The sequence below is a fragment of the Streptomyces sp. NPDC052036 genome, assembly GCF_040680495.1.
Taxonomy (GTDB): domain Bacteria; phylum Actinomycetota; class Actinomycetes; order Streptomycetales; family Streptomycetaceae; genus Streptomyces.
Genome location: NZ_JBFAWW010000012.1, coordinates 77,816 through 88,661, shown reverse-complemented (window position 1 = coordinate 88,661; position 10,846 = coordinate 77,816). Strand labels below are relative to the sequence as shown.

Below are 10,846 nucleotides of genomic sequence, written 5' to 3'. Positions count from 1 at the left end.
CGCCGCCGAGGCTCTTGTCCATGACGAACACACCCGACCTCGGCCACCTCACCGTCCTCGTCTCCGGCGCGAGTGTCGCCGGACCCGCCGCCGCCCTGAATCTCGCCCGCTACGGCGCCCGCGTCACCGTCGTGGAGAAGGCGCCCGCCCTGCGCGGGGGCGGCTTCGCGGTCGACTTCCGCGGCCATGTGCACCGCAGGGTGCTGACCGCGATGGGCATCTGGGACGCCGTCCACGCCCACCGGACCCGTATGGGCCGGCAGACCGTGGTGGGCGCCGACGGCTCCCCGCGGGTGGACCTGCCGGCCCAGATGATGAGCGGCGACGTGGAGATCTTCCGCGGCGACCTCGCACGGATCATGTACGAGCGCACCAGGGACCGGGTGGAGTATGTGTTCGGCGACTCGATCGCGACGCTCACCGACACCCCCGACGGCGTCGACGTCACCTTCGAGCGGGGCGCGCTCCGCCGCTTCGACCTGGTCGTCGCCGCGGACGGGCTGCACTCGCACACCCGCCGCCTGGTCTTCGGCGACGAGTCCCGCCACCTGCGCTTCCTCGACCACTATGCGGCCGGCTTCGGCATCCCCAACCACCTGGGTCTGAACCGCACCGGACGCCTGTACAGCGAGCCGGGCCGCGCGCTGGTCATCGGCAACTACGACGGCGACCCGGACCGCGCGGGCGCCCTGCTGGTCTTCCGGTCGGAGCGGCTCGCCCACGACCGCCGGGACGTCGCCGCGCAGAAGAGGATCCTCGCCGAGCGGTTCGCGGGGATGGGCTGGGAGGCGCCCACGGTACTGAAGGCCCTGGAGGGGGCCGACGACCTGTACTTCGACGCGATCGCCCAGATCCACGTCGACCGTCTGGCCAAGGGTCGCGTGGTGCTCCTCGGGGACGCCGGGTACGGCGCCACCATGGGCGGGATGGGCACGGGGGTGGCGGTCGTCGCCGCGTACGTCCTGGCGGGCGAACTCGCGCTCGCGCACGGCGACCACGGCACCGCCCTGGCCGCGTACGAGGCGCGGATCCGGGACTTCGCCAGGGGCTGCCAGAAGATCTCCGGCAACGCGGGCCCGTTCTTCGCCCCCGCGACCGAGCGGCGGATCCGCAGCCGGGACCGGATGTACCGGCTGCTGGCCTCGCGTCTTCTCGCCGGGGTCTTCAAACGGCTGGCGGAGAAGGCGGCGACGGACATCGACCTCCCGGCGTATCCCGCCTGAGGCCACCCGCGCCAAGTGGTCAGGCCTCGATGTCCCCGAAGTGGTCCCAGCCGCCCTTGCTGGTCCACGGGGCTCCGTCGACCGTCACCTGGGGCAGCGCGGAGGGGTTGAGCACCTCGCCGATCACCTTCCAGCGCGCGGGCAGCTTCACATCCGGCGGGAAGGTCGCCACGATCGCGTGGTCCTCGCCGCCCGTGAGCACCCACTGGATGGGGTCGACGCCCACGGCCTGCCCGATGTCGTTCATCTGGGAGGGGATGTCGATGGCGCCGGAGCGGATGTCGATGCGCACCTTGCTCGCCTCCGCGATATGCCCGAGGTCGGCGATGAGACCGTCGCTCACGTCGCACATCGCGGTGGCGCCGAGCCCGGCGGCGGCCGGTCCCGCGTGGTACGGCGGCTCGGGGCGCCGGTGCGCCTCGACGAACGCGCGCGGCGAGCGGAAGCCGCGGGAGAGGACCGCGTGCCCGGCCGCTGACCAGCCGAGCCAGCCGGTGACGGCGACCACGTCGCCGGGCTGGGCACCGGCCCGGGTGACCGGCTCGTGGTTGCGCAGATCACCGAGCGCGGTGATCGAGATCATGATGGTGTCGCCGCGTACGACATCGCCGCCCACCACGGCCGCGCCCGCGACCTGGCACTCGTCGCGCAGTCCGTCCATCAGCTCGGTGGGCCAGGTGACGGGCAGTTCGGCGGGGACGACGAGACCGAGCAGCAGCGCTGTCGGCACGGCGCCCATCGCGGCGATGTCCGCGAGGTTCTGCGCGGCCGCCTTGCGTCCGACGTCGTACGCCGTCGACCAGTCCCGGCGGAAGTGCCGGCCCTCCAGGAGGATGTCGGTGCTCGCCACCACCCGGCGGTCGGGAGCGGCCACCACCGCGGCGTCGTCGCCGGGGCCGATCCGGACCGCCGGGGTGGTGGTGAGCCGTGCGGTGAGCTCTCTGATGAGCCCGAACTCGCCCAGCTCGCCCACGGTGCCCTTCATCGTCGTACATCCCCTTCTCTCGCCTGCCGCCCCCGGTCGCGAGCCGTCATCGTCGCCGGTACGGTCGAGTCGACCGTCAACTTTTGTGGCGGGTGTTCCTCGGCACTCACGCCACAGCCTCCGCAGGTCTCCCCGCGGCGAGCGGCGACGCGATACCGTGGCGTCCCTTCTCCCCCCATGATCCTCGTGGCCGCCCTGGAGGTTCCGTGGTACAGGCGTACATCCTGATCCAGACGGAGGTCGGCAAGGCGTCGACCGTCGCCGAGACGATCGGGCAGATCCCTGGAGTCATCCAGGCCGAGGACGTGACGGGTCCCTATGACGTCATCGTGCGCGCCCAGGCCGACACCGTCGACGAGCTGGGCCGCATGGTGGTCGCGAGGGTCCAGCAAGTGGAAGGCATCACCCGCACCCTGACCTGCCCAGTGGTGCACCTGTAGCCCCCGTCTACCCTTGGCCGGTGACGTTCTTCCGCCGCCGGCTTCTCGGACTGCCCGCTCTCGCCCTGCTGATCGCCGCGGCGGGCTGTTCCTCAGATCACAGCAGCCCCTCGGCGGCGGTTCCCAGCCCGGACGCGAAGGTCGCAACGCTGTGCCGGAACCTGGACAAGGTGCTGCCGCGGAAGGTCGACGGCCTCGAACAGAACGATCCCGAGCCCCGGTCCGCACTGACGGCGGGCTGGGGAAGCCCGGCGATCATACTGCGCTGCGGTGTCGTGAGGCCCGCGGAGATGGACGACCCGGAGGCCGACGGCATGGAGGTCGACGGTGTCGGCTGGCTGCTGCAGAAGCAGAACGACGGCTCGTTCCGTTTCACCACCACGCTGCGCCGGGCATATGTCGAGGTGAGCCTGCCCAAGGCGCGCACCGGCGACGGGGTGGCGCCGCTCGTCAACCTGGCGCCCGCTGTGAAGAAGGCGATCCCCGAGGGGATCGCCGACTGAGAGATTCCGGCGGGCGCGGACCCTGGGGCCGGCGCCCTAGCGCAGGCCGGTGGAACGGTTCAGCGCCGCCTGGATGAGACGGTCCACCAGTTCGGGGTAGCTGATGCCGCTCGCCTGCCACATCTGCGGGTACATGGAGATCGGCGTGAAGCCGGGCATGGTGTTGATCTCGTTGATCACGAACTTCCCGTCCTCGGCGAGGAAGAAGTCCGCGCGGACCAGGCCCTCGCAGGACGCGGCCTCGAACGCCTGCACGGCGAGCCGCTGGACCTCCGCGGTCTGCTCGTCCGTCAGCGGCGCGGGCACGATGCCGGGGGTCGAGTCGATGTACTTGGCCTCGAAGTCGTAGTACGCGTGCGTGTCCGGCGGCGGGATCTCGGCCGGCGCCGAGGCGCGGGGGCCGTCCTCGAACTCCAGGACGCCGCATTCGATCTCGCGCCCGCGGACCGCGGCCTCCACGAGGATCTTGGGGTCGTGCCGCTGGGCCTCGGCGATCGCCTCGTCGAGCCCGGCGAGGTCGTCGACCTTGGTGATGCCGATCGAGGAACCCGCGCGCGCGGGTTTCACGAAAAGCGGCCAGCCGTGCTCACCGGCGAAGTCCACGATCTTCTTGCGGGCGACGGCCTGGTCACGCTCCCACTCGCGCGGACGGATCACCACATACGGGCCGACCTCCAGCCCGAACGAGGTGAACACGCGCTTCATGTACTCCTTGTCCTGGCCGACGGCAGAGGCGAGGACGCCCGAGCCGACATAGGGCACGCCGGACAGCTCCAGCAGGCCCTGAAGGGTGCCGTCCTCGCCGTAGGGGCCGTGCAGCACCGGGAAGACGACGTCGACCTCGCCCAGCGCCTTGGGGACCGAACCGGGCTCGCTGTAGACGACTTCGCGGTTGGTGGGGTCGACCGGCAGGACGACGCCCCCCTCGTGCGACTCGGCGAGCTCCTCGACGCTGGGCGTACGGCGGTCGGTGATCGCCATCCGCTCGGGTTCGTCGGCGGTGAGCGCCCAACGGCCGTCCCGGGTGATGCCGATCGGCAGGACGTCGTACTTGGTCCGGTCGATGGCACGCAGCACGGCACCGGCCGTGACCACGGAGATGCCGTGTTCGGAGCTGCGCCCGCCGCAGACGACCGCGATGCGCGGCTTACGAGGGGGCTGCCCAGGGCTCTGGGGGAGGTTCTCGGTGCTCATATCGCGATGAGCGTACCCGGAGGTAGGGCCCTGACACAGCGTCCGTCGGCCTGGGTCGCTCAGCGTCGTTCGGGCTTCGCGCTGCGCGACATCAGCTCCTTGAGAGCGACGACCGGCGGCTTGCCCTCGTGCACGATGCCGACGACCGTCTCCGTGATGGGCATGTCGACGCCGTGCCTGCGGGCCAGATCAAGCACGGACTCACAGGACTTGACGCCCTCGGCGGTCTGCCGGGTGACCGCGATGGTCTCCTCCAGCGTCATGCCCTTGCCGAGGTTGGTGCCGAAGGTGTGGTTGCGCGACAGCGGCGAGGAGCAGGTCGCCACCAGGTCGCCGAGACCGGCGAGCCCGGAGAAGGTCAGCGGGTCGGCGCCCATGGCGAGCCCGAGCCGGGTGGTCTCGGCGAGCCCGCGCGTGATGAGCGACCCCTTGGCGTTGTCGCCGAGGCCCATGCCGTCCGCGATGCCGACGGCGAGGCCGATGACGTTCTTGACCGCGCCGCCGAGTTCGCAGCCGACCACGTCGGTGTTGGTGTACGGCCGGAAGTACGGCGTGTGGCAGACGGCCTGGAGGCGCTGGGCGACCCCCTCGTCGGTGCAGGCGACCACGGCGGCGGCCGGCATCCGGGCGGCGATCTCCCGGGCCAGGTTGGGGCCGGTGACGACGGCGACGCGTTCCGGGGCGACCTTGGCGACGTCCTCGACGACCTCGCTCATCCGCATGGCGGAGCCGAGTTCGACGCCCTTCATCAGGGAGACGAGGATCGTGTGGGGCGCCAGCAGCGGCGTCCACTCGGCGAGGTTCCCGCGCAGGGTCTGCGAGGGGATCGCGAGTATCGTGAAGTCGGCCTCGTGCGCGGCCTCGGCCGGATCCGTGGTGGCCCTGAGGTTCTCGGGCAGTTCGACGCCCGGCAGGTAGTCCGGGTTCGTACGGGTGGAGTTGACGGCCTCGACGAGTTCGGTGCGACGTGCCCACAGGGTGACCTCGCACCCGGCGTCGGCGAGCACCATGCCGAAGGCCGTCCCCCACGATCCCGTCCCGAACACGGCCGCCTTGACCGGCTTGCTCACTTGCCCTGCCCCTCCTTCTGGCGCGCCTTCTCCTGTGCGGCACTGCGGCGGCGCTGCTGGATGCGCACCTCGCGCGGGTCGTAGCGCTTCTCGGGCGCCTTCTCGCCGCGGATCTCCTCCAGCTGGCGGGTGATGGCCTCCATGATGACCTCCGTCGCCTCCTTCAGGAGGTCGGGGGACATCTCCTTGTCGTAGAAGCGCGTGAGGTCCACGGGCGGGCCCGCGAGCACATGGTGGGTCTTGCGCGGGAAGAGGTTCGGCTTCTTCGCGTAGGGCGGCAGCAGCTCGTTGGCCCCCCACTGGGCGACGGGGATGACCGGGCACTTGGTCTGCAGCGCGACGCGGGCGGCACCGGTCTTGCCGGTCATCGGCCAGCCGTCCGGGTCCCGGGTGAGGGTGCCCTCGGGGTAGAAGGCGACGCACTCACCGCGCTCCACGGCGTCGATCGCGGCCCGGAAGGCGCTGAGGGCGTCCGTGGTCTCGCGGTAGACGGGGATCTGCCCGGTGCCGCGCATCGTGGCTCCGATGAATCCCTTCTTGAAAAGACCGCTCTTGGCGAGGAAACGAGGAACGCGCCCGGTGTTGTACTGGTAGTGCGCGTAGGCGAACGGGTCCACATGTGAATTGTGGTTCACCGCCGTGATAAACCCGCCTTCGGCCGGAATGTTCTCCATTCCGCGCCAGTCCCGCTTGAGCAGAACCACCAGCGGCGGTTTGCAGAGGACCGCTGCGAAGCGGTACCAGAAGCCGATTCTGCGGCGGGGCACGCGGACACCTTCCTCTAGGGACCTTGGGACCTGGACGTCAGGCCCGGGCCTCGGGCTGGGGCTGTGGGCCGCACAAGTGTCGCCCCGGGCCGCCCGTCTGTCGAGAACACGGTACGCCCGCCTGTCTCCCACGACGGCCCTTGCGTGGGGCTTCGCACACCTTTTCCACGCGCCGAGCACCGGGCGGGCCGTCGGTCACTCCGAGGGTCCGGGTGACAATGGACGCGTCAGGACAGGGACGGAGCGCTCGTGCAGTGGACTGTGGTCGTACCTCTGAAAGCCTTGGCGCGGGCCAAGAGCAGACTCTCGGACACCGCGGCCGACGGTCTGCGTCCGGGGCTCGCCCTCGCCTTCGCGCAGGACACGGTGGCCGCGGTGCTGTCCTGCGCCGCGGTGCGTGATGTGGCGGTCGTCACGGACGACCCGCTGGCCGCGCGGGAGCTGGCGGCCCTGGGGGCCCGGGTCGTCGCGGACGAGCCGGCCGGCGGCCTGAACGCCGCGCTCGCCCATGGGGCGGCGGTCGTACGGGGGGCCAGGTCCGGCGCCGCCGTGGCAGCGCTGAACGCCGATCTGCCGTCACTGCGTCCGCTGGAATTGGCCCGGGTCCTGGACGCGGCCGCCGAATTCCCGCGCGCTTTTCTGCCCGACGCCGCCGGAATCGGTACGACGCTGCTGGCGGCGGGTCCCGGCCGGGAATTGCTGCCCGCTTTCGGTACGGATTCACGGGCGCGGCACCGCGCCTCGGGCGCCGTGGAAATCGCCCTCGACGAGGTCGACTCCGTACGGCAGGACGTGGACACCGGGAACGATCTGCGCGCGGCGCTGGCGCTGGGCGTGGGGCCGCGCACGGCAGCGGCGGCGGCCCGGCTGCTGATCCCGGAGCAGCCGGCGGACCTGCCGGCGGACTGACCCGGAGCCCGGGCGCGGGACGGTAGATAGGCTGCGGTCATGCAGGCCACCGCGTACACCTACGACCCCGAGACCCGCACCGGCCAGGTGCTGCTCGACGACGGCACCCCCGTCCCCTTCGACGCGCCCGCGTTCGACGCGGGCGGGCTCAGGCTGCTGCGCCCGGGGCAGCGCGTGCGGATCGAGGCGGAGGGCGAGGGCGAGGCCCGGCGGATCACGCTGGTGACGCTGGGGACGTTCTGAGCGCGGCCCCGGGTAGTTCCGGCGCACCCCGAACACACCGCACCCCGAACACACCGCGGGCCGGGCTCCCCCTGGGAGCCCGGCCCGGCGCGTGAGTGCCCGTGCGCCCCGTTACCTGCGGGCGGTGGTCTTCTTGGCAGTGGTCTTGCGGGCCGTCGACTTCTTGGCCGGGGCCTTCTTCGCCGGGGCCTTCTTGGCCGCCGCCTTCTTCGCGGTGGTCTTCTTGGCCGTGGTCTTCTTCGCGGCCGCCGTGGTCTTCTTCGCGGTCGTCTTCTTCGCGGTGGTCTTCTTCGCCGCCGCCGTGGTCTTCTTCGCGGGGGCCGCCTTCTTGGCGGTCACCTTCTTCGCGGGAGCCGCCTTCTTCGCGGTGACCTTCTTGGCCGCGGCCTTCTTGACCGTGGCGGCGGCACCGCCGGTCAGGCTGCCCTTGGGCGCCTTCTTCACGGCGACCTCACCACCGCGCGGCAGCTTCTTGGTGCCGCTGACCAGGTCCTTAAAGCCCTGACCTGCGCGGAAGCGAGGCACGGAGGTCTTCTTGACCCGAACCCGCTCGCCCGTCTGGGGGTTGCGGGCGTACCGGGCAGGACGCTCCACCTTCTCGAACGAACCGAAGCCGGTGACCGAAACCCGGTCGCCTCCGACGACCGCGCGGACGATGGCGTCCAGGACCGCGTCGACAGCATCGGCGGCCTGCTGGCGACCGCCCATCTTGTCGGCAATCGCTTCTACGAGCTGCGCCTTGTTCACGTCTTCCCCTTCGGAGACATCGCCAGAACGAAAGTGTTCAAGCTTTTTCGCACGTTAGGCAGATATATACCGCAAATCAAACACGAAACGGGCTAATCACCCTTGTGCCGCAACCGACTCGACCGCCTCAGAGTTCCTCTTCGGGGATTCGCCCCTCGTCGAGGTCGGCCGTGAACCGCTTGAGACGCCTGGCGGCTTCGGCGGGATCGTGCTTGGCCGCGGCCGTAATGACCAGCAGCTTCCGGGTCAGCGCCATCCGTACGCCCTCCGGGACTTGCAGTGCGCGCACCTTGGAGTGCGCTTCCTTGAGTTGGGCCGCGACCGCCGTATAGAGCTCGAGTTGGCCGTCGTTGTCCATGCACAGATTGTGCCATCTGGGGCGAGTTGTCGCCCCCGCTGGGGGCAACTGCCGCCTCCCGGGAGCCTTCCCGGAACCGGGGCACGCGGTGCGTCACCACCGCGGGTACCCCCGCAATGACCTTTGTAACCAGCGGTGTTGGCATTCGCGAAGGCGGCGCGCCGGGGGTGTCCGGGGGCGGAAACGGCTGTACCCCCAACCGTCCACGATTGGGGGTACAGACAGGTGTTGCGGTGGCCGAAACCAGCCCTTGCGGCCGGGCCCGGGATCAGACCTGGAGCGTCCGCGGCTTGAACGCGGGGCGCCCCGCCTCGTACGCGGCGATGTCGGCCTCGTTCTGGAGGGTGATGGAGATGTCGTCCAGGCCGTTCAGCAGCCGCCAGCGGGAGTTCTCGTCCAGCTCGAAGGCGGCGGTGATGCCCTCGGCGCGCACCTCGCGGGCCTCGAGGTCGACCGTGACCTCGGCCTGCGGGTCCCGCTCCGTGAGCTCCCACAGCGCGTCCACGATCTTCTGCTCCAGCACGACCGTGAGCAGGCCGTTCTTGAGCGAGTTACCGCGGAAGATGTCGGCGTAGCGGGAGGAGATGACGGCCTTGAAGCCGTAGTTCTGCAGCGCCCAGACGGCGTGCTCACGGGAGGAGCCGGTGCCGAAGTCGGGCCCGGCGACCAGGACGGTCGCACCCTGCCGCTCGGGACGGTTCAGCACGAACTCGGGGTCCTTGCGCCAGGCCTCGAACAGCCCGTCCTCGAACCCGTCGCGGGTCACCTTCTTGAGCCAGTGGGCGGGGATGATCTGGTCGGTGTCGACGTTGCTGCGCCGCAGCGGGACGGCCCGGCCGGTGTGCGTGGTGAATGCTTCCATGACTTCTCAGACTCCAGCGGGCGTACGAGTGTCGGCGTCGGACAGGTCGGCGGGGGACGCCAGGTGGCCCAGGACCGCCGTCGCGGCGGCGACCTGCGGCGAGACCAGGTGCGTACGGCCGCCCTTGCCCTGCCTGCCCTCGAAGTTGCGGTTGGAGGTGGACGCGGAGCGCTCACCCGGAGCCAGCTGGTCGGGGTTCATGCCGAGGCACATCGAACAGCCCGCGTGCCGCCATTCGGCGCCGGCCTCCTTGAAGATCACGTCCAGGCCCTCGGAGACGGCCTGCAGGCCCACGCGCGCGGAGCCCGGGACGACCAGCATCCGCACCCCGTCGGCGACTTTGCGCTCCTTGAGGATCTCGGCCGCGGCGCGCAGGTCCTCGATACGGCCGTTGGTGCAGGAGCCTACGAAGACGGTGTCCACGTTGATGGAGCGCAACGGCTGTCCGGCCGCCAATCCCATGTACTCCAGGGCCTTTTCGGCGGCCAGGCGCTCCGAGGCGTCCTCGTACGAAGCCGGGTCGGGGACGGAGGCCGAAAGCGGAGCGCCCTGGCCCGGGTTGGTGCCCCAGGTGACGAACGGCGAGAGCGCGGCGGCGTCGATCCGGACCTCGGCGTCGAATTCCGCGTCGTCGTCGGTGCGCAGGGTCTTCCAGTACTCGACCGCGGCGTCCCAGTCGGCGCCCTCGGGGGCGTGCGGGCGGCCCTCGAGGTAGGCGAAGGTGGTCTCGTCGGGGGCGATCATGCCCGCGCGGGCACCGGCCTCGATGGACATGTTGCAGATGGTCATCCGGGCCTCCATCGAGAGCTTCTCGATGGCCGAGCCGCGGTACTCGAGGATGTAGCCCTGGCCGCCGCCGGTACCGATCCTGGCGATGATCGCCAGGATCAGGTCCTTGGCGGTGACGCCCTCGGGCAGCTCGCCGTCGACCGTGATGGCCATGGTCTTCGGGCGGGCCATCGGCAGTGTCTGGGTGGCGAGCACATGCTCGACCTGGGAGGTGCCGATGCCGAACGCCAGCGCGCCGAAGGCGCCGTGCGTGGAGGTGTGGGAGTCGCCGCAGACGACGGTCGTGCCGGGCTGGGTCAGGCCGAGCTGGGGGCCGACGACGTGCACGACACCCTGCTCGACGTCGCCCAGCGGGTGCAGCCGGACGCCGAACTCGGCGCAGTTCTTGCGCAGCGTCTCCAGCTGGGCGCGGGAGACCGGGTCCGCGATGGGCTTGTCGATGTCGAGGGTCGGGGTGTTGTGGTCCTCGGTCGCGATGGTGAGGTCGAGCCTGCGCACCTGGCGGCCGGTCTTGCGCAGCCCGTCGAAGGCCTGCGGGCTGGTCACCTCGTGCAGCAGGTGCAGATCGATGTAGAGGAGGTCGGGCTCGCCCTCGGCGCGCCGGACGACGTGGTCGTCCCAGACCTTCTCCGCGAGTGTCCTACCCATCGCTTTCCCTCCGGCCGGCAGAGAGTGCGCCGACCCAACTAGAGATCTTGAGGTGGCAGCGCCCGTACCCCTGGTTACCGGGCGTGTGCCGCCGGGCCCGTTGGTACG

At 70.7% G+C, this 10,846-nt stretch carries 13 protein-coding genes; 5 read left to right on the top strand and 8 right to left on the bottom strand.

Annotated elements, in window-relative coordinates; translation table 11 throughout:
- The first annotated feature begins 20 nt into the window (after positions 1 to 20).
- On the top strand, positions 21 to 1,223 hold the full coding sequence (locus tag AB0L95_RS18710; RefSeq protein ID WP_365162775.1) for an FAD-dependent monooxygenase: 1,203 nt from the start codon (positions 21 to 23) through the stop codon (positions 1,221 to 1,223).
- A gap of 19 nt (positions 1,224 to 1,242) precedes the next feature.
- On the opposite strand, the gene AB0L95_RS18705 is transcribed toward AB0L95_RS18710, so the two are convergent.
- Positions 1,243 to 2,208: a thiamine-phosphate kinase gene (locus tag AB0L95_RS18705; protein WP_311694986.1), complete on the bottom strand. Its 966-nt coding sequence runs from the start codon at positions 2,206 to 2,208 to the stop codon at positions 1,243 to 1,245.
- A 206-nt stretch (positions 2,209 to 2,414) separates the two neighbouring features.
- Between AB0L95_RS18705 and AB0L95_RS18700 the strand changes: the two genes are divergently transcribed.
- Both AB0L95_RS18700 and AB0L95_RS18695 read left to right on the top strand, forming a co-directional pair.
- The gene (locus AB0L95_RS18700) at positions 2,415 to 2,648 is read left to right on the top strand and encodes an Lrp/AsnC ligand binding domain-containing protein (RefSeq protein ID WP_311694987.1); all 234 of its coding nucleotides are present in this window, start codon (positions 2,415 to 2,417) and stop codon (positions 2,646 to 2,648) included.
- A gap of 20 nt (positions 2,649 to 2,668) precedes the next feature.
- On the top strand, positions 2,669 to 3,151 hold the full coding sequence (locus AB0L95_RS18695; protein ID WP_365162774.1) for a DUF3515 domain-containing protein: 483 nt from the start codon (positions 2,669 to 2,671) through the stop codon (positions 3,149 to 3,151).
- 36 nt (positions 3,152 to 3,187) lie between these two features.
- Here the strand turns inward: AB0L95_RS18695 and AB0L95_RS18690 are convergent, their stop codons facing one another.
- From AB0L95_RS18690 to AB0L95_RS18680, 3 genes are read right to left on the bottom strand one after another with little or no spacing between them, the layout of a single operon-like run.
- Positions 3,188 to 4,345, bottom strand: coding sequence for a D-alanine--D-alanine ligase family protein (locus AB0L95_RS18690; RefSeq protein WP_365162773.1), 1,158 nt, complete (start codon positions 4,343 to 4,345; stop codon positions 3,188 to 3,190).
- A gap of 59 nt (positions 4,346 to 4,404) precedes the next feature.
- The gene (locus AB0L95_RS18685; protein ID WP_365162772.1) at positions 4,405 to 5,415 is read right to left on the bottom strand and encodes an NAD(P)H-dependent glycerol-3-phosphate dehydrogenase; all 1,011 of its coding nucleotides are present in this window, start codon (positions 5,413 to 5,415) and stop codon (positions 4,405 to 4,407) included.
- A complete protein-coding gene (locus AB0L95_RS18680; protein WP_365162771.1) occupies positions 5,412 to 6,182 on the bottom strand; it encodes a lysophospholipid acyltransferase family protein in 771 nt (256 codons plus the stop codon). The genes AB0L95_RS18685 and AB0L95_RS18680 overlap by 4 nt, the downstream gene beginning before the upstream one ends.
- Before the next feature lie 249 nt (positions 6,183 to 6,431).
- Between AB0L95_RS18680 and cofC the strand changes: the two genes are divergently transcribed.
- Together cofC and AB0L95_RS18670 are read left to right on the top strand one after the other, a co-directional pair.
- A complete protein-coding gene (cofC, locus tag AB0L95_RS18675; protein WP_365162770.1) occupies positions 6,432 to 7,091 on the top strand; it encodes a 2-phospho-L-lactate guanylyltransferase in 660 nt (219 codons plus the stop codon).
- Positions 7,092 to 7,130: 39 nt separating this feature from the next.
- Positions 7,131 to 7,334, top strand: coding sequence for a hypothetical protein (locus tag AB0L95_RS18670; protein ID WP_365162769.1), 204 nt, complete (start codon positions 7,131 to 7,133; stop codon positions 7,332 to 7,334).
- A gap of 111 nt (positions 7,335 to 7,445) precedes the next feature.
- Here AB0L95_RS18670 and AB0L95_RS18665 read toward each other — a convergent pair whose 3' ends face one another.
- The 4 genes from AB0L95_RS18665 to leuC all read right to left on the bottom strand — a co-directional run bounded on the left by AB0L95_RS18665 (position 7,446) and on the right by leuC (position 10,738).
- Entirely contained in the window at positions 7,446 to 8,081 is a 636-nt protein-coding gene (locus AB0L95_RS18665) for an HU family DNA-binding protein (protein ID WP_365162768.1), read from the bottom strand.
- A gap of 127 nt (positions 8,082 to 8,208) precedes the next feature.
- A complete protein-coding gene (locus AB0L95_RS18660; RefSeq protein ID WP_365162767.1) occupies positions 8,209 to 8,439 on the bottom strand; it encodes a hypothetical protein in 231 nt (76 codons plus the stop codon).
- A 268-nt stretch (positions 8,440 to 8,707) separates the two neighbouring features.
- The gene (gene leuD / locus AB0L95_RS18655; protein ID WP_365162766.1) at positions 8,708 to 9,301 is read right to left on the bottom strand and encodes a 3-isopropylmalate dehydratase small subunit; all 594 of its coding nucleotides are present in this window, start codon (positions 9,299 to 9,301) and stop codon (positions 8,708 to 8,710) included.
- A 6-nt stretch (positions 9,302 to 9,307) separates the two neighbouring features.
- Complete coding sequence (leuC, locus tag AB0L95_RS18650) at positions 9,308 to 10,738, bottom strand: 3-isopropylmalate dehydratase large subunit (RefSeq protein ID WP_365162765.1); 1,431 nt, start codon at positions 10,736 to 10,738, stop codon at positions 9,308 to 9,310.
- Positions 10,739 to 10,846 lie beyond the last annotated feature (108 nt).

What these genes read in the sequence shown, in the direction of transcription:
- AB0L95_RS18705 (WP_311694986.1), bottom strand. Translation starts at nt 2,208, where the DNA reads ATGAAGGGCACCGTGGGCGAGCTGGGCGAGTTCGGGCTCATCAGAGAG.
- AB0L95_RS18660 (WP_365162767.1), bottom strand. Translation starts at nt 8,439, where the DNA reads ATGGACAACGACGGCCAACTCGAGCTCTATACGGCGGTCGCGGCCCAA.
- leuC (WP_365162765.1), bottom strand. Translation starts at nt 10,738, where the DNA reads ATGGGTAGGACACTCGCGGAGAAGGTCTGGGACGACCACGTCGTCCGG.
- AB0L95_RS18710 (WP_365162775.1), top strand. Translation starts at nt 21, where the DNA reads ATGACGAACACACCCGACCTCGGCCACCTCACCGTCCTCGTCTCCGGC.
- AB0L95_RS18690 (WP_365162773.1), bottom strand. Translation starts at nt 4,345, where the DNA reads ATGAGCACCGAGAACCTCCCCCAGAGCCCTGGGCAGCCCCCTCGTAAG.
- leuD (WP_365162766.1), bottom strand. Translation starts at nt 9,301, where the DNA reads ATGGAAGCATTCACCACGCACACCGGCCGGGCCGTCCCGCTGCGGCGC.
- AB0L95_RS18670 (WP_365162769.1), top strand. Translation starts at nt 7,131, where the DNA reads ATGCAGGCCACCGCGTACACCTACGACCCCGAGACCCGCACCGGCCAG.